Source organism: Providencia vermicola, assembly GCF_020381325.1.
Lineage (GTDB): Bacteria > Pseudomonadota > Gammaproteobacteria > Enterobacterales > Enterobacteriaceae > Providencia > Providencia vermicola.
In genome coordinates this window covers 276,581-293,287 of sequence record NZ_JAGSPI010000001.1, presented here as the reverse complement: position 1 = coordinate 293,287, position 16,707 = coordinate 276,581, and the positions used below count along the sequence as shown (strand labels likewise).

General features: G+C 35.7%; 20 protein-coding genes. 6 read left to right on the top strand and 14 right to left on the bottom strand.

Going from position 1 to position 16,707, the window contains the following annotated elements; translation table 11 throughout:
• Positions 1-94: 94 nt before the first annotated feature.
• From KDJ85_RS01320 to cuyB, 3 genes are all read right to left on the bottom strand, one after another.
• Complete coding sequence (locus KDJ85_RS01320) at positions 95-580, bottom strand: 2-thiouracil desulfurase family protein (RefSeq protein WP_225818162.1); 486 nt, start codon at positions 578-580, stop codon at positions 95-97.
• Positions 581-759: 179 nt separating this feature from the next.
• The gene (locus tag KDJ85_RS01315; protein ID WP_206083951.1) at positions 760-1,704 is read right to left on the bottom strand and encodes an SPFH domain-containing protein; all 945 of its coding nucleotides are present in this window, start codon (positions 1,702-1,704) and stop codon (positions 760-762) included.
• 271 nt (positions 1,705-1,975) lie between these two features.
• Positions 1,976-2,719, bottom strand: a complete 744-nt coding sequence (gene cuyB / locus KDJ85_RS01310) for a cysteate racemase (protein WP_225818161.1) — start codon at positions 2,717-2,719, stop codon at positions 1,976-1,978.
• Between the two features lie 123 nt (positions 2,720-2,842).
• Between cuyB and KDJ85_RS01305 the strand changes: the two genes are divergently transcribed.
• Positions 2,843-3,730 (top strand): LysR substrate-binding domain-containing protein, encoded by an 888-nt coding sequence (locus KDJ85_RS01305; RefSeq protein ID WP_225818160.1) that lies wholly within the window; start codon positions 2,843-2,845, stop codon positions 3,728-3,730.
• Positions 3,731-3,816: 86 nt separating this feature from the next.
• On the opposite strand, the gene KDJ85_RS01300 is transcribed toward KDJ85_RS01305, so the two are convergent.
• On the bottom strand, positions 3,817-5,100 hold the full coding sequence (locus KDJ85_RS01300) for a dicarboxylate/amino acid:cation symporter (RefSeq protein ID WP_225818159.1): 1,284 nt from the start codon (positions 5,098-5,100) through the stop codon (positions 3,817-3,819).
• A 319-nt stretch (positions 5,101-5,419) separates the two neighbouring features.
• Positions 5,420-6,889: a MocR-like pyridoxine biosynthesis transcription factor PdxR gene (gene pdxR / locus KDJ85_RS01295; RefSeq protein ID WP_225818158.1), complete on the bottom strand. Its 1,470-nt coding sequence runs from the start codon at positions 6,887-6,889 to the stop codon at positions 5,420-5,422.
• Positions 6,890-7,045: 156 nt separating this feature from the next.
• On the opposite strand from pdxR, the gene KDJ85_RS01290 reads away from it, so the two are divergent.
• Complete coding sequence (locus tag KDJ85_RS01290) at positions 7,046-7,477, top strand: carboxymuconolactone decarboxylase family protein (protein WP_225818157.1); 432 nt, start codon at positions 7,046-7,048, stop codon at positions 7,475-7,477.
• Positions 7,478-7,550: 73 nt separating this feature from the next.
• Here the strand turns inward: KDJ85_RS01290 and map are convergent, their stop codons facing one another.
• Positions 7,551-8,321, bottom strand: coding sequence for a type I methionyl aminopeptidase (gene map / locus KDJ85_RS01285; RefSeq protein ID WP_225818156.1), 771 nt, complete (start codon positions 8,319-8,321; stop codon positions 7,551-7,553).
• Complete coding sequence (locus tag KDJ85_RS01280; protein WP_206083945.1) at positions 8,314-8,520, bottom strand: ParD-like family protein; 207 nt, start codon at positions 8,518-8,520, stop codon at positions 8,314-8,316. Before KDJ85_RS01280 ends, map begins: the two co-directional genes overlap by 8 nt.
• Before the next feature lie 325 nt (positions 8,521-8,845).
• On the opposite strand from KDJ85_RS01280, the gene KDJ85_RS01275 reads away from it, so the two are divergent.
• Together KDJ85_RS01275 and KDJ85_RS01270 are read left to right on the top strand one after the other, a co-directional pair.
• Positions 8,846-9,271 (top strand): universal stress protein, encoded by a 426-nt coding sequence (locus KDJ85_RS01275; protein ID WP_225818155.1) that lies wholly within the window; start codon positions 8,846-8,848, stop codon positions 9,269-9,271.
• A gap of 132 nt (positions 9,272-9,403) precedes the next feature.
• Positions 9,404-9,835 carry a hypothetical protein gene (locus KDJ85_RS01270; RefSeq protein ID WP_225818154.1) on the top strand — a complete coding sequence of 144 codons (432 nt, stop codon included), beginning with the start codon at positions 9,404-9,406 and terminating at the stop codon, positions 9,833-9,835.
• A gap of 4 nt (positions 9,836-9,839) precedes the next feature.
• On the opposite strand, the gene KDJ85_RS01265 is transcribed toward KDJ85_RS01270, so the two are convergent.
• From KDJ85_RS01265 to KDJ85_RS01255, 3 genes are all read right to left on the bottom strand, one after another.
• Positions 9,840-10,616: a nucleotidyltransferase domain-containing protein gene (locus tag KDJ85_RS01265; RefSeq protein WP_225818153.1), complete on the bottom strand. Its 777-nt coding sequence runs from the start codon at positions 10,614-10,616 to the stop codon at positions 9,840-9,842.
• Positions 10,617-10,678: 62 nt separating this feature from the next.
• Positions 10,679-11,065, bottom strand: coding sequence for a GFA family protein (locus tag KDJ85_RS01260; protein WP_225818152.1), 387 nt, complete (start codon positions 11,063-11,065; stop codon positions 10,679-10,681).
• Positions 11,066-11,102: 37 nt separating this feature from the next.
• A complete protein-coding gene (locus KDJ85_RS01255; protein WP_225818151.1) occupies positions 11,103-12,308 on the bottom strand; it encodes a nicotinamide mononucleotide deamidase-related protein YfaY in 1,206 nt (401 codons plus the stop codon).
• Positions 12,309-12,516: 208 nt separating this feature from the next.
• Here KDJ85_RS01255 and KDJ85_RS01250 point away from each other — a divergent pair, with 208 nt between their 5' ends.
• Both KDJ85_RS01250 and KDJ85_RS01245 read left to right on the top strand, forming a co-directional pair.
• Positions 12,517-13,062, top strand: a complete 546-nt coding sequence (locus tag KDJ85_RS01250; RefSeq protein WP_225818150.1) for a toxin-antitoxin system YwqK family antitoxin — start codon at positions 12,517-12,519, stop codon at positions 13,060-13,062.
• A gap of 139 nt (positions 13,063-13,201) precedes the next feature.
• The gene (locus KDJ85_RS01245; protein ID WP_225818149.1) at positions 13,202-13,723 is read left to right on the top strand and encodes a YcxB family protein; all 522 of its coding nucleotides are present in this window, start codon (positions 13,202-13,204) and stop codon (positions 13,721-13,723) included.
• 224 nt (positions 13,724-13,947) lie between these two features.
• On the opposite strand, the gene fabV is transcribed toward KDJ85_RS01245, so the two are convergent.
• From fabV to KDJ85_RS01225, 4 genes are all read right to left on the bottom strand, one after another.
• The gene (gene fabV / locus KDJ85_RS01240; RefSeq protein ID WP_225818148.1) at positions 13,948-15,147 is read right to left on the bottom strand and encodes an enoyl-ACP reductase FabV; all 1,200 of its coding nucleotides are present in this window, start codon (positions 15,145-15,147) and stop codon (positions 13,948-13,950) included.
• A 104-nt stretch (positions 15,148-15,251) separates the two neighbouring features.
• Positions 15,252-15,566, bottom strand: coding sequence for a DUF1090 family protein (locus KDJ85_RS01235; protein ID WP_225818147.1), 315 nt, complete (start codon positions 15,564-15,566; stop codon positions 15,252-15,254).
• 137 nt (positions 15,567-15,703) lie between these two features.
• Entirely contained in the window at positions 15,704-16,291 is a 588-nt protein-coding gene (locus KDJ85_RS01230; protein WP_225818146.1) for a hypothetical protein, read from the bottom strand.
• 125 nt (positions 16,292-16,416) lie between these two features.
• Entirely contained in the window at positions 16,417-16,569 is a 153-nt protein-coding gene (locus KDJ85_RS01225) for an MbeCy (RefSeq protein ID WP_225818145.1), read from the bottom strand.
• Positions 16,570-16,707 lie beyond the last annotated feature (138 nt).

The window sequence follows — 16,707 nt, the reverse complement described above, 5'->3', positions numbered from 1 at the left end:
GTGTGACTCCCTTGTAGTTTAGCATTAAACAACATGAATTTAACTTAGGTTTAAAATAAGTATAATTTATATTAAAAATTATCTAACCTTATATTTATTCTTCTCTATGAAACAATGCATTGACCACTGAAATTAAACTCGGGGAGTTTTCATCCAAAATTTGGATATTATTTCGTTTAAATAGTGCGGCACAAACTCCCATGCCAGCTTTTAATGAGCCATTAAACTCACCATTATAAATCTGTTGGCTTCCGCAGGATGGGCTATTTGCCTTAAGCACAACAATACTAATATTTAAATCTTGTACTTTTTTGAGTGCAATTTCAGCACCTCGTACAAAGGCCTCTGTGACATTAATCCCTTTATTATCGATAACTTTGGCTTGCCCTAATAAAACATCATCACCATTCCCACCAACAATTTCTGCAGGGGCTCTAGGAGTTGGGAGTCCACCAAGAATTTCAGGGCAGATGCTGATCACTTTACCTGCATCATAGAGTTCTTTTAAGGGGGTATAGAGTTGGTGTTTACCATCATACCTTACACAAAACCCTAGTAAACATGCACTTATCGCTATCACCTTGACCTCATCCTTTTCTCTTACATCTCAGAGTTTTTGCATTTTATATCATTATAATGTCTATTAAACTCCATTTTATACTCACCCTTCGCGCCGATAATGCTCATTTTAAATAGAAAAAAACCAGCCTTATTTTTCGTAAAGCTGGTTTCTGTTCTATGCATATTTTCTACATTTAATTACTGATTACTACGCATATCCATAATCATTTTGCCATCATAATCAGCACCAACAACAATATTAGGCACCTCACCTTTATATTTATGCGCTTTAATCTGTTCAATCTCTAACTGTTTCCAATTGATCATTTCGCGGGTGATTGTGCGCTGTAATATTGCATTAGACTCTGATTCTTTTTGCGCTGCATATAATTTTGCATCCGCCTCTTGGCGCATTGCAAACGCATTTGCTTGCGCATTACGTTCCCTAGCAATAGCTTGTTGCTCCGCAGACTCACGTTCAGCTTCTGCAATGACAACTTTCTTCTGTGCTAATTCACGTTCTTTTTCTGCTTCTGCTTTCGCTTGGTTAATTTGCTCTTGGCGCATTTTAGTATTAACCACTTGTTCCTGAACCACCTCTGGCAAAGTAATATCTTGGATCATAATTTCTTTAATCGTGTAACCATATGGCGATGCATAGCTTTGGATTGCATCTCTAATTGAGTCTTGTAATTTTCTTTGCGTATCTGCAGTATAAAGATCTTGCGCGTTTGCCACATCTTTACCAAATTCTAAAATTGTCGAGATTAACTTTTGACGTACATATTTATCCAATGCTTCACTCTCGGTACCACCATTAATACGCAATACAGGGGCTTTTGCACCATCAAATTGCAACATAACGGTAATATCAACAATTGATTTTAATTTATCTTGTGAAGGAACTCGAAGTTCCTTTAACGAAACCCGAATATCTTTCGTTGAGTACGTATCGAAAGTTGTAAATGGATTGATAGGGAAGTGCAGTCCAGCATCATATGCCACAGGATCCACTTTCCCTAAAAATGTTCCGACTTTCACTGACCCGTCTTGAACGATAGTATATGAGTTAATCCCAACCAATCCAAGAACAAGCAGCACCGCTGCGCCAATAACCAATTTGACCATCGATTTAAATTGCATGAGTAGATCCCTATCTGACAATAACTAATAATTATAATAAAACGCCTATTGTCACGACTATCTCATTAACTACAAGTTAAAAAAGTCCTAAACTTTCAAATAAATTAAAAAAATTGCTCTTTCACAACTAAAAGGTCTCAATGAAACATATAGGTCTTCATTTTATTTATCAGCCCATAAATAAAAGAACCAAATAATACTGACCTATTAAATCAATATTAGACTAAAATTCACATTTAAAATTCACCCTGGTGCTGGCTATACAATACAATTAAACTAGCTCTTGATAATTTACATTTATCATTTCTTTTTCAAATCGTTCATCACCAAAATTATACCAATCAATAGCCTCTTTAATTAAAGCCTCAGTGGCATCAATAAATTCATCTGGTGAGCAATTAACCACCTCATCTAAGATTAAAGGGATCTCCGTACATCCCATAACAAATTTATTTATGCCATCAGATTTTAGCATATTAATATAAGGATAAATTAGTTCCTTCGCTTTATCAACGTCACCTGCTTTATAGGCAATAATACTTTGCATTATTTTATACTGATTAATCTCATCAGGAACAATACATTCCACATTATTCAAACTGAGCTTTTCTTGGTATAATTTTGTACGTATTGTTGCTGTCGTTGCTAATAAAGCCACTTTTCTAATTTTATTATTAATAATATTTTTACATGCTGCATCTATAATGCTAATAAAAGGAACCTTAACTTCCTTAATTAAATCCTTATACCAATAATGAGCGGTATTGCAAGGCATAACAATACAAGATACACCAGCACTCTCAAGTAGTTTCAATGAGTTTATCATCGCAGGTAGTGGTGATGCTCCATCATGAATAATATTTTCTGTTCTATCTGGAATATCAGGAATTGAGACAATAATAACAGGTATGTGCTCCTGATCTTTAGATGCTTTAGTATTATTGATTAATTTATAAAATGCATCTGCCGTTGCACCTGGCCCCATTCCCCCTAGCATACCTAATATTTTTTTCATAATCCGCTCCCATAAAATATAATAATATAATCGCATAATGATCACCTTTCGTAATTGCAGAGTTTCTATAAGTTATGCTAAATTTGCATAGGAAATAAATAACTATAATCATAAGAGGATACAATGATCAGTAATCTAGAAATTAAATGGTTGCACGATATTGTTGTTCTAGAAGAATGTCGCAGTTTTACTTTAGCGGCAGAAAAAAGAAATATATCGCAATCATCCTTTAGTCGAAGAATTCAATCTATCGAATCCTCCGTTGGTTTTGAAATATTTGATAGAAACACCAATCCATTGCAGCTCACCCCACAAGGAAAAAGTTTCATTGTTTATGCTAGAAACTTACTTGATGATGTCTATTTTCAAATAAATAGAATTAAAGGTGTTGATAACGACAAGCAGAAAATTAATATCTCAGCAGCGCATTCACTTTCTGTTTTTCTTCTTCCTGATTTTATTTCCCAGTTTTCACAAAATATTGATAAGATTTTTTTTGTAGAATCAATTAATGTTGATGAAGCCGTCCATAAACTAAAAGAAGGGCAAAGTGATTTTATTCTATCCTTCTATAACGAAGAATTAATGTCATCTCCATTTCTGCATGCGAAAATTCTTGAAAGTCGTTTACATCTAGTTTCATTGTGCGACAGAAACAAGAAACCTCTTTTTAAATTAGATGGTACAACTCTACCTTTAATGAAATATACCGATGAAAGCTACATGGGGAGACAAGTCAACCAATTAATGGATAAATCTACTGACTTACCTTTTGAGCTATCATTTGTCTCATCAATGAGCGACGTCCTGAAGCGCATGGTGCTTAACGGAAGTGGTGTGGGCTGGTTGCCAGACTATTCAATTAAAAATGAACTTCAAAAAAATGAACTTGCTATCCTAGATAACACGCTATCCATCACGATGGGAGTATACATTTATCGAACAGAAGCGAGACTCAATATTTCATCAGAACGTTTTTGGCAATTTATGCGTAACCAAACAAGTAAATAATATCTTACTATTAATCTGAATAAAGCAAAAACCCTTCTAAAGTTAACAAACTCAGAAGGGTTTCAATTAAAAAACGCTCTTAAATTCTATGATGTTGATGTCACTTTTTCACTGATAATCACATCTGAGTCTTCTTTGAAACCGCCTTTTCTTTCTTCCAACTTGGAAATAACTGCTGTAGAGATGCTGTTACCAACCACATTTGTTGCAGTTCTTCCCATATCAAGGAATTGATCAATCGCTAGTAACAACAGTATTCCTGCTTCTGGTAAACTAAACATTGGCAAAGTTGCAGCAACGACCACGATAGAAGCACGAGCAACCCCTGCCATCCCCTTACTTGTTACCATCAGTGTTAACAAAATGAGAATTTGTTCAGTAATACTCAAATCAATACCGTACGCATTGGCAATAAATAACACTGCAAATGACTGGTACATCATCGAACCATCTAGGTTAAAGGAATAACCCAGCGGCAAAACAAAACTAGTCACTTTTTTCGGAACACCATATTGATTCAGTGCTTCCATTGTTTTTGGATAAGCGGATTCACTACTTGCGGTGGCAAAAGCCAGCGCAACAGGCTCACGAATTAATTTCCCTAAACTAAATACAGATTTACCTAAGAACACATAACCTGCAAAGAACAGTACGCCCCATAATACGGCTAACGCAACATAAAAAAGACCAATTAATTTTCCATAGTCGTACAACAAACCTAGACCTTCAACTGTTACCGCAGATGCAATCGCAGCAAATACAGCAATTGGTGCAAAGCTCATTACATAGTCAGTAATACGGAACATGATACGCGATAAGTCTTCGATTAATGTCACAATCGGACTTTTTTTATCTTTGCAGATAAACGCAAGGCCTGATCCAAAAAAGATAGAGAATACTAATATTTGTAGGATTTCATTGTTTGCCATCGCTTCAGCAAAACTTTTTGGAAAAATGTGAGTAATAAACGCTTTTAATGTAAAGCCAGAGGTATTTAATCCACTATCAACAGCAACGGCTGGAACCGTTAAATTTAATCCCACACCTAATTGGAAAACATTAACAAAAACCATTCCAATTAATAATGAAATAACAGCGGCTGAAATAAACCATACCATAGCTTTGATGGTAATACTCCCAACAGAAGATGAACCTCCCATGGAAACAATACCAGAAACAATCGTAGCAAAAACCAGTGGTGCGATAATCATTTTTATTAATCTTAAAAATACATCAGTAATAATATTGAGATAAGATGCAATATCTTTTGCTTCTTCCACTGATGCAGCATAATTATGACATCCCCAGCCTAATATAATACCAAGCACAATCGCTATCATAATTTGTTTCATGAGTTTATGTCTGTTCATTCGTACCCCTATTTTATTTATGTAAAATTATAGTTGGAGCTATAACCTTTTATCGGATGCGACTCTTGAGCCTGATTTGGATAGTTACATTTTTTTAACTTAAAGAGAAATGCAAATGGACTTAATCTTATGCAAAAATTGCATACCAAGAAAAATAAAATTAACTAATTGATTTAGCTTATAAAAATAAAGTTATTTTGTTATTAAAATTTAATTACAAAGCTTAAAATTAAGTTTTCAATTTAAATCCAACAATAAAAAACCACCTATAAATACAACTTAAGTTAAATAAATCACATTTAAATAAATCAGATTTTCTTTATTTAAATCTTCCAGATGATAACAACTTCTGGTTAATTTCCTCTAATTTTTGACACAATATCAATGCTTCCTGCTTATCTTTTATATTGGTAAAACCCAATAATAAAAAAGCACTTTCTTTTTTATTTATCAACCAGTCATCTAAAGCTTCAACTTTTAAACCATGATATTCGGCTGATTGGGAAAATTGAATTGCCGATATTCCATTGATAATTTTGACAACAAGATGCATGCCACCAGCCTGTAATTCTATGTCAAAAACATCACTCAATTTTATTTTTATCGCCTCTATTAAAAAAGATCTTCTTTGGTGATAAAGATGGCGCATTTTACGTAAATGACGGGCAAAGTGACCTTCTTGGATAAATACACTGGTAATTTCCTGCTGCCAACTTGGGCATTGATTCCCCATTATCATAGCCGTAGAATGGAAAAGGTCATGGTAGCTAGAAGGAACGACAATATAAGATAGGCGTAATGCAGGGTACAATACTTTGCTAAACGTCCCACAGTAAATAACACGTTCTTGGCTATCCAAACTTTTTAATGCAGGTAACGGGCGGCCTTGATAGTGAAATTCACCATCATAATCGTCTTCAATTATCCAACTACCTTGTTGGTTTGCCCATTCAAGTAATGCTAATCTGCGTTCTAAAGTTAATGTTACGTTTGTTGGACTTTGATGTGTTGGTGTGACGAGCACAAATTTAGCTGCTGGTGCCACTTCAATACCTTGCTTAACATTAATCCCTTGCTCATCCACACTTATAGGCATTAGTTTTAATCCTATTTGCTGTAAAAAATCACGCGCAATATGGTAGCCTGGCTCCTCAAACCAACCCGTATCTCCTGCTGTAAATAAGCTTTGAGCAATTAATTGTAAACTTGCACGATGACCAAAACTAATAAATATTTGTTCTGGGGAGCAGTCAATTCCCCGTGATATCATTAAATAACGAGCTAAACCTTCCCTTAACTGTTTTAGCCCTTGAACATCAGGGTAACTTAGCAAATTAAAATGGCTATCACGTAATATTTTTGCAGAAATTCTAGCCCATAATTTATGTGGAAAGGCATCTAACGCTGGAATACCTAATTGAAATGCTAAAACTGTATAATCACTAAAATTCCACTTTGAACGATTATTTACCAGCACTGTCTTATTGGAACCTTTCTCTTCAAGATACAAGTCTTCTGGATCTTTGAATCTATTTATTGGAAGGTTTTTTATCGTTTGGGAAATAAAGGTTCCTTTCGCACCTTTAGTTTCAAGTAACCCTTCACTAACTAATAGCTGATATGCCAATTCAATCGTACCTCGAGCAACATTGAGCTCACTTGCTAATACTCTTACTGCAGGCAAACGCTGCTCAGCTTTTAGTTGGCCACTTTTAATTCCCTCATGAATTCTCTGGTAAATTTGCAGGTAAATTGGTGTCTTAATATTGGTATCAATTTTTAAAAACATATGCTCTCCCAATGACATTCACCTAAAACTTGTCCTAGTAAAATCAGTTATTCTTGTCCCTTTACCTAGGTCAAGATAACCTTAAAATGGGGCCATAACAATCGCTGCTACTGTACTTTGCATTTTATCTACTGATTAAATATATGAGGAAACACCATGAGCGCACTTAGATTAGCATATAACACATTATCTCCTGAAGCCTATAAAGGACTCATTGATTGTAAAAACGCCCTCGATAAAAGTGGATTAGGTAAAGAACTAGTTGAATTGGTTTATTTAAGAGTATCACAAATAAATGGCTGTGCATTTTGCCTTGATATGCACGCGAACTCCTTACGTAATTCTGGCGTAAGCAATAAAAAAATTGATACCCTCGCAGGGTGGCAAGTAAGCCATCATTTTAGTGTTCAAGAACGCGCCGCATTAGCATGGACTGAAGCGGTTGTTAATATTGTTGAAAGTGGCACCCCTGATAACTTATTTGATGAGCTAAAACACCATTTTAGTGATGTACAGATTTCTGATTTAACAATAGCCATTGGATTAATGAGTGCATTTAATCGCATTGCAATTGCATTAAGACAATAGTTAAGACTTACTGCAAACAAAATGAGTTTGCTACCTTTTTGGCTAACAAACTCATTATGATAAGACTTAAAATCTATTTTTCTTCATCACGCAAAGTTAATACTTCATATCCTTCTTTCGTCACTAAAATGGTATGTTCAGATTGTGCTGACAGTTTTTTATCTCTTGTAACTACAGTCCAACCATCTTTTTTCGTTTTAATTTTCATACCCCCTTGGTTAATCATGGGTTCAATAGTAAATGTCATACCTTCTTTTAACTCTATACCTTTACCTTTAACGCCATAATGCAGTACTTGTGGATCTTCATGCATTTCGCGGCCAATACCATGCCCACAGTATTCACGAACAACACTATAACCTTTTGATTCTGCATAATGTTGAATAGCAGAGCCAATATCTCCTAACGTTGCACCAGGCTTAACTTGCTTGATTCCTTCCCACATTGCAAAATAGGTGTCTTTAACAAGCTTACGTGCTAGTGGCGATGCATCTGGCATGACATACATTTTACTTGAATCGGCAATAAAACCATTTTTTTCCAAGGTAATATCAACATTAACAATATCTTTATTTTTTAAGATTTCATCTGTCTTAGGTATGCCATGGCATACTACTTCATTTAATGAAGTATTTAACACATACTGGTAACCATATTGCCCTTTACTCGCAGGGCGTGCTTGTAATTCCTCAATAATATAACGTTCTACTTTGTCGTTAATTTCCATGGTCGAAATGCCTGGTACAATAACTGAATCAAGCATTTTAAATACACGCGCCAATAGTTTCCCTGACTCACGCATCAGTTCAATTTCTTCTGCTGTTTTTATTGTAATATTATTCATGAACTTTTCCTTTTACCTCAGATAACTCTTTTTCTAGCATCTCATTGATTAACATTGTAAATGTCTTATCTGGATTTAACTCTGCTTGCATACCTATTTTTATCCAAAACTCAGCTTGCGAGTTTATGGAGCGTGACATCACCTGGCTTGCATGACGCAAATAATCATGCAGTTCATCTGAAATTTTTACGATCCCCAAAATGCCCTCGACTCAACAATACGAAATATATATAAATTATAATAAATCATATAACAATGATGTCGCAATGCAAAGCTAAGGCGATTTAAATAGCACAAGTAGCATGAAAAATAACAGGTGTTTTTCTATTAACTTGTTTAAGATGAATCCGCCGTCAAAGTATTTATCTTGTTAATCGGCTATGATCAATTTGCGAAATTTTGGTTGACCCGCTTGCTAGCCTTTTCGCGTTTTATTTAACAAAAGGCTAATATAAATTAGTATCTATTTATAATTCTAAATTCGATTACAGCATGGACTCATTAAATGAAAGCTGGAGAAAAACATGTATAATAAGATCTTAGTACCTATTGATATTACAGAGAAAAGCTTAGCTCATCTGGTCATGTCACATATTCAATATTTGGCTGAATATGAAAATGCACACATCCATTTTTTAGCCATCATTCCGACTGTTCCTTTTTATACTACGATGGGTTTTGGCTTTGCTGAAAAAGCAGACAGTGAACAAGAAAATGTAACTAAACAGCTTGCTGAAATTATCAAAGAATTTAATATTTCCGCAAATAAATATAGCGCTCAAGTATTAATGGGCACACCAAGAGATGAAATATTACGCGTTGCTGAAGAAATTTCAGCTGATTTGATCGTAATTGGCTCAAGAAGACCAGGGATGTCGACCTATTTCCTCGGTTCAACGGCGTCGATGGTTATTCAAAACTCAAAAATCTCTGTTTTAACTGTCCGCTAAATTATCACTGATACTTATTCTTAAGGTAGCTCATTGATTAGAGCTATCTTAATTTTCATGTTATTCCTAGAGACAAAAATGTGCAAAGGAATTACCTTGTTTTTATACTCAATTTTTCAATCAAGGAATGTAATGAAAAAGTATTTTCTCGGAATCAGTATTACCATTAATATTATTTTACTCGTGGCACTGATTATTGCTATTGTCATGTTTTTCAATATGAAAAATAAGGTGTTAACCTTAGTTGAGCAGGTTAAATCTGGAGAATATATTGAGCTTATTAAACAAAATTCAGAGCAATTAATACCAAATACCTTGAAAGACTTACAAGCGATAGAAATAAGTGATAACCCTTGCGAATATTTTTATCAAAAAGTTGACACTGCTGTTGAATACTTAAACAAAAATCCCGATATTATCGGTGCAGAAGCATACGCAAGCCAATTGTCTGCTCTGAAAAGTACTATTGATAAAACACCCTCACTTTTAAAAGATAAAGCCTGCAAAAAAGGGATCTCAAGCTTTAACTATATTATTGAAGCAGTACAGCCTAACGAAAAATAGTCGTTCAGAATTTCGTTATATGATCTCTTTCATACGAAAGCCAATTCATAAATTCATATAGATGAGCAGTAAATTGCTGGTCATGAGCAGATGGCTCCCTTGCCTGAACTAAAAAATATTGTATTGGCCTTTTTTGTGTAGGATAGCGCCGTATTATTTTTTGCACATAATCTTCAAGGCTATCAGGCCAGTCTTTATCTGCTTCTTTGCGTAAAAGATCGGTAGAGCGGATTAACTTCCTAGAAGCAGCCCTTTGCAAAAACTTTCGCTTAGTTAAATCACGACAAGTGTCGATTTGATGTATATAGCCATTTAATACCTCGATAAAATCACCATTGACTGCATCCACAATTTTCTTTGAAGGCAAAAATGGCATAAATTTTTTGCTTAGATCATCACCATAAAGGCAGCGACAGTGGTGTTTTATCCAATAACCCCAGCTATATAAATTAGCCTTATCCATGACTTCTGGATAGGTACCAATATCAAAATCAACTTTACTAACGACTTGGTAGTCTGAAGCCAAAGTCTCTTGCAGTTGCACTAAATGAGATACTTCGATTTGGTTGAGAGGTTGATTCACAATGACACAGAGATCAAGGTCAGATTTATATGGCGTTGCTTGCCCTTTCGCCACGCTACCATAAATATAAATACTGTGAAGATTCTTGTTTAATAAAGCACTAAGGCAATTGATTGACTCAGTTATTACTTGCTGAAATTCTGATTGATAAGGCTGCTCGCCAAGAACAAGAATACAACCATTTTTATCTAAAGCCACTATTTCACCATTATCATTTAACCGAATTCTTACGGACTTAACTCCTTTTAGAGTAAGCACAATTACTGTTCATAATTGATTAAGTGACGCCACCAAGCTGGCGCTAAATCAACAAAAGAATGATACTCTAATAGTAACTCTAGCTGCGCGGGATCATCCATCACACCAGTTAGTAAAGCAACTGTAGGTTCGTCATCAATTGCACCTAGTGAGCTACCACATTGCGAGCAAAATGCCCTACTTGAATAATCAGATGAACGATACGTTGCAGGTTTTCCACCTTTTCCTACCCATTCAACATTTTCAGCTGCAAATTCAAGCCAGACTAAAGTCTGTGCACCTGTTTGCTTTTGGCAAATATCACATGAACACGAGTGAACATTACGGGGGGATTTTGCCTGAAAGCGAATATCACCACAAAGGCATCCCCCAGAAATCAAGTTGCTCATAAACCACCTTAATTTATTAATAGTTAAGTCGTATCCACTAATTATCCAAAATAAGTGATTCTGTTTGAACCAACCATTCATAATACCCAATGACTTCACGACCATTTAACCAACGAGAGAGCATATCTAACATAAGCATCACACTGACTTCTTGCTTTTCTTTCTTTGAGTGATTATTGGGTAAATAATGTACCCTTTGTGCATAACACTTTTCAGGGGTAGATAATGCGAAGTTTAAAAATTGACCATCAAATTCCCCTATGACCAATCCTATAGAAGCGAATTGATCTTTAGCGATATTTTTTGCTCGGTCTATTAATGTTGTGAGTGCTTGTTCTCGGTCATTCTCAATCACATAGCTCATATTATTTAAAGCTTCTACTGAATTTAGTGTCCAACTTAATAACCCCGCACTAAACTGCTCACTCACTGCAACTTTTAATTGCCTTTCTTGTAATTGTTTGCTGATTTTCTTAGCAAAACCCTCAGTACCTTCAAAAATCAGGTTATCCCCAACACTTTGCTTAATGCTGTGCCAGTGTTGTTCCATGAGCGCTTTTTGAGAAGCTGGCCCAGTCAATTTTAATTCAATTATTGGCATAGAAGAGCGGTAACCGAGCACACATGCATCAGGCAACTCAATATGATCGAATTGTTTTGCTAAACTGCTTTCACTACGTCCAAAACTGGTTAAACGTAAGCAGATGGGCGGCTCGGGTAAGGTAAAACGCGCCCGTAATCGAGGAAGTATTTGGTCATTCACCATGACTTTAAATTCTGACGGTACACCTGGAGTAAAAAATAACAAACAGTCATTAAGCGTTATTGAAAACCCACACGCTGTGCCCACTGGATTATCAATTAATTCTGCATTTTCAGGAAGTAATGCTTGTTTACGATTAGTTTCAGGCATAACTCGCCCACGGCTAATAAAATAGCGCTCCATCACTTCAATCCACTGCGTACGCTCAATCAATGGTACACCCGCTGCTTTTGCTGCAGCTAATGCACTGAGATCGTCACTCGTTGGCCCAAGCCCACCGTTCACAATCAGAATATCCGCATGCTGACTACGCTCCAAAAAAGCATTAACTAAGCTTTCTAAATTATCCCCCACTGTCATTCTTGTACTTAAAGGGAGACCTTGCTGGAAAAAACAATCAGCCAACCATGCTGCATTAGTATCAATGATTTGACCATGTAGAACTTCATCACCAGTGCTTAGCATTTCAACAACTAACATTCGCAACTCTCTTTATCACAAAATAATATTCTAATGCTAAATTACCTTATTACCTTAACGACTAAAATCACTATTTTAAAATTCATAAAAATAGGTAATAACAAAACAAATAGTTTAAGAAAATTCTCACCATAATGCGTCATAAAACGTCTATAGTCATATAGGTAATTGAATAAAATAATTTTTCACAGCAATAGATAGGGTTAATATGTTAAAAATAAATCAATTAAAATCTGTCGTATTTTTTTCTTTTGCGCTAATTATTTCTGGCTGCCAAGTTGGTGGATTATCCAGCTCAAGTTCAAAATATGATTCACTTGAAGAACTCCAAAAAATTGAATTTCCTTCAACTGAAGCCCCAGAAGGAATTGCTGATGGAGCATTTGAAACCAAATACGGTGATGGTAAGCCTGAATTAAAAACGTGGATACATAAAGGATGCCTTGATAAATACCTAAAAAGCTACTATAAAAACGGTAAAATCGAATCTGATATTAGCCTTAAAAACTGCCAGGTTGATGGTCTAGTCCGTACATATCATGATGATGGACGTATTGATATTGAAATGACAGCGTCCAATGGAAAATTATCAGGCCCATTTAAAATTTACCACAATACCCCCTCTAATAAGCCCCATATCATAGGTACCTTTAATAATGGCGAGCTTGTGGATGAAATCACTGAATTCGATGAAAATGGTTCTGTGACAACTAAAGGCTATTTTCGTAACGGTAAGGTTTATTTAGACCAATAATTATCTTTCCCCGAACTCCGTTCGGGGAATTTATCTAATTGTTACCCCTATTCCTATCTAACCAATTTACACCCGATACGCTTACCGCTATTATCCCAACAACACTTATTTTCTAACAAAAATAATTAAGATATCGTTTATGATAAATCCAATTTTGGTTTCACTTAACCGCACTGATTACATAAGGTTTAGCCGTTACTGTTTTAAAAACAAATATTTTTCGAAAAAGAAAACGAGTAGCTTACCCTTTACTCTTTTTATACTTGTTTTTATTGTCGCTTGCGCCTCTGCCTTTCGATATTTTCAAGCAACCTTACCGATCATTTTCATTTCTTTTTTATTGGCGGTCTTGCTATTTATTACCTTTGCGCTACGTATGGTACAAAGTTTTAATAAAGCTATTCCCGATGATGATGGATTTCTATTTATTGAACGTGAATATCGGTTTGATGATGAGGGGATGCATGAGACCAGTAATCAAGGTTCTTCATCGATAAAATGGAGTGCAGTGCAGTTTATCCGAACGGATGGTGATTTATTGTATCTATTTTTAGATAGAGTCTATGCAGTGATTATTCCTGCTCGCAGCTTTACATCAGAACAAGAAAGCCAGCAATTTATTTTGTTTGTTAAAAGCAAAATATCCTCACCTCAAAATTAGACTATAAAAAACCCGCATATGTATGCGGGTTCAGACTGCTGACAAACCGATTAGGTTTGGCGGCAGGTTGGATAGGTTTTGAAAATAAATTAGGAAAATCAATTTATTGATTTTCGGCTGATAACACAAAGCAGGAAAAACCACGCTTTTATCCTGCTTTGTCAACAACCTCAACCCGCATATGTATGCGGGTTCTTTATATTAAATGAATGATGAGTAGCTTATTAAACCAGTTCAATCACTTCAAAGTTAGCTTCGCCACTTAAATCTGCATCATAATCGACGCCATTCAAGCCAAAACCAAATAAACGTAAGAATTCAGCTTTATAGCCTTGATAATCAGTCAGCTCATTGATGTTATTATCATTAAGCTGCTTCCAAATTTCGCGGCAAGTCTCTTGGACATCATCACGTAATTCCCAATCATCTAAACGCAGACGGTGTTTTTCATCAGTATCTGGTGCAGTACCGCTGAACAACTTAGTTGCAAATAAACGTTGGATTTGTTCGATACAACCTTCGTGAATGCCTTGTTCTTTCATGATCTTAAACACGATAGAGATATATAATGGCATAACAGGAATAGCTGAAGATGCTTGCGTAACCACAGATTTTAATACTGCGACATAAGCTGAGCCGCCTTTTGCCTGCAATTTTTGGTTAATTGCATGCGCTGCACGGTCTAAATCTTCTTTGGCCTTTCCTAAAGTACCATGCCAGTAGATTGGCCACGTTAAATCAGTACCGATGTAAGAATAAGCTACTGACTGGGCGTTATCCGCCAGAACACCAGCTTCATCTAACGCATTCATCCACAGTTCCCAGTCCTGACCGCCCATCACTTTAACAGTATCAGCGATTTCTTGTTCATTCGCAGGCTCAACAACCGCTTCAATCAATACATCTTTGTTTGTATCTAATGCAACAGATTTGTACGGCTCGCCAATCGGTTTCAACGCAGAACGTACGAGTTCACCCGTTTCTGGCATTTTACGCACAGGGGAAGCCAGTGAATAAACCACTAAATCAATTTGGCCTAAATCTTGTTTAATTAAATCAATGACTGTTTGACGGCACTCATCAGAGAAGGCATCACCGTTAATGCTTTTTGCATATAAGCCTTCTTCTTTGGCAGCCTTGTCAAAACCAGCTGAGTTATACCAACCGGCTGAACCTGTTTTGCTCTCACTACCTGGCTTTTCAAAAAATACGCCGATAGTTGCCGCACCGCTGCCAAAAGCAGCATTGATACGAGAAGCTAGACCGTAACCGGTGGATGCACCAATAACCAGAACCTTTTTAGGTCCATTTTTTAATTCGCCACGAGATTTAACATAGGCGATTTGCTCACGAACATTGGCTTCACAGCCAGCAGGATGAGCTGTAGTGCAGATAAAACCACGAATTTTAGGTTTGATAATCATAGTCATTCTTTCTTGGTAGCTAACAATCAGCGTCTAATATACCTGATATTCTCCATTTACTTAAGACTGGTGGAAAATAAACATAGTGAACAGACCAGTTTTGTCTATTTTAAGTCCTTTAATGCTTCAATGACACGCCTTAAAGATTCTAATTCCCTTTCTAATTCACTCGCTTTTCCACGTGGATAGTTATCATAAATACGTGTTGCACCTGAGCGGCTGTCATAACATTTATCTTCAATTTCATGAATTTTTTGCTTAATTTTGGCAATTTTATGCCTATTTTCATAATGAGATATATGGCGCAGCTGTTTTTCCAACTTTATGATTTTCTTTTCACAACGAGAATAATGAGACCCTGCTTGTGAAGATAGTGGAATAATCATTAACAATAGTGCCAATGCCAGCGTCTTTTTCATGTATTTTCTCAATATTCATAAAATAATGATATTGAGTTCATCATCATTCACTTATTTCATCTACGGGAATATTCTTAGTTAAGATTTAGCTATAACCAGATGAAAGAATTACGCATTTTTAGTCAAATTAAGTATTTTTACTCAATTTCATTTTTTGTCGTCATTTCTTGGGGCTTATCTGGAATTAAGTTATAGATAATCATGACTGAATAAATGATATCTTTTTTGTTATGGATTTTTTTGAAATGTGAATTACTGACGATCCCCACCATTATTTGCATCCCATTTTGCTCATATACCCGCTTAAATGGCGTCGTTTCGTCATCAGATATTTTATCTAGGAAAAAAGAGTCGCGTTTATAACGCTCGATCGTTTTCTTTGGAATACCATATTTTTCATACATTTTTTGATTAATTTCATCATACTCTGCTAAGATGACAGCTTGATCACGGCTATCCTTTCCTTGAGCAGAAATAAGCATCAAGGTGTTTTCTTCTCGTGAAAACATCAATAAAAACATTCGTCCTTTTACGGTTGGCGTATTTGGAGTAGAGCACAGCGCCCCGTTTTCTTGAAACTCAGTGCACTGTAACCCAACTAAATTCAGCCGTTTCACATCAGCAGGAGTTTGCCCCCATTTAAAGCCATAAGGGGCATCCAGTTGATTTGTGCTGCAACCTACTAATACAAGAACAAAGAAGGTAATTAAAATCCCTTTTATCATTACTTAACACATCCCAATTAAGTCATCTAATTGGATACTATCAAAAACGGATGATTAATCAAAAGACAACATCGCTTTTATCAAATTAAATGACCTGACTGAATAACGTGTTTTTACTTCACAGCCTAACGTTCCTTTTTTTCTTGTTCTTTCACTTCAACCATTGCGATTTCTTTCAGCCAATCCGCTAATAATGGTTTTGTTTTTACAGCATCTAATAAAGCGCGTTCATGCTTTGTTAAACGAACAACCACAACTTCTGTTTTCATATGTGACATAGCCAGTCTCTTTCTTAAAAATTGAATAATGACATAAAAAACTGGCAGAACGGTCTGACTTACGGATTTTTACACGATTTTCGTGTTAATTTACACAGGAGAAGTTTTATTGAAAATCAATCGTTTGAATGACATAGG

Coding starts and splice junctions, on each gene's coding strand:
- KDJ85_RS01275 (WP_225818155.1), top strand. CDS start 8,846: ATGTATAATAAGATCTTAGTACCTATTGATATTACAGAGAAAAGCTTA.
- KDJ85_RS01315 (WP_206083951.1), bottom strand. CDS start 1,704: ATGCAATTTAAATCGATGGTCAAATTGGTTATTGGCGCAGCGGTGCTG.
- map (WP_225818156.1), bottom strand. CDS start 8,321: ATGAATAATATTACAATAAAAACAGCAGAAGAAATTGAACTGATGCGT.
- pdxR (WP_225818158.1), bottom strand. CDS start 6,889: ATGTTTTTAAAAATTGATACCAATATTAAGACACCAATTTACCTGCAA.
- KDJ85_RS01250 (WP_225818150.1), top strand. CDS start 12,517: ATGTTAAAAATAAATCAATTAAAATCTGTCGTATTTTTTTCTTTTGCG.
- KDJ85_RS01300 (WP_225818159.1), bottom strand. CDS start 5,100: ATGAACAGACATAAACTCATGAAACAAATTATGATAGCGATTGTGCTT.
- KDJ85_RS01230 (WP_225818146.1), bottom strand. CDS start 16,291: ATGATAAAAGGGATTTTAATTACCTTCTTTGTTCTTGTATTAGTAGGT.
- KDJ85_RS01260 (WP_225818152.1), bottom strand. CDS start 11,065: ATGAGCAACTTGATTTCTGGGGGATGCCTTTGTGGTGATATTCGCTTT.
- KDJ85_RS01255 (WP_225818151.1), bottom strand. CDS start 12,308: ATGTTAGTTGTTGAAATGCTAAGCACTGGTGATGAAGTTCTACATGGT.
- KDJ85_RS01305 (WP_225818160.1), top strand. CDS start 2,843: ATGATCAGTAATCTAGAAATTAAATGGTTGCACGATATTGTTGTTCTA.
- cuyB (WP_225818161.1), bottom strand. CDS start 2,719: ATGAAAAAAATATTAGGTATGCTAGGGGGAATGGGGCCAGGTGCAACG.
- KDJ85_RS01225 (WP_225818145.1), bottom strand. CDS start 16,569: ATGTCACATATGAAAACAGAAGTTGTGGTTGTTCGTTTAACAAAGCAT.
- fabV (WP_225818148.1), bottom strand. CDS start 15,147: ATGATTATCAAACCTAAAATTCGTGGTTTTATCTGCACTACAGCTCAT.
- KDJ85_RS01245 (WP_225818149.1), top strand. CDS start 13,202: ATGATAAATCCAATTTTGGTTTCACTTAACCGCACTGATTACATAAGG.
- KDJ85_RS01235 (WP_225818147.1), bottom strand. CDS start 15,566: ATGAAAAAGACGCTGGCATTGGCACTATTGTTAATGATTATTCCACTA.
- KDJ85_RS01290 (WP_225818157.1), top strand. CDS start 7,046: ATGAGCGCACTTAGATTAGCATATAACACATTATCTCCTGAAGCCTAT.
- KDJ85_RS01270 (WP_225818154.1), top strand. CDS start 9,404: ATGAAAAAGTATTTTCTCGGAATCAGTATTACCATTAATATTATTTTA.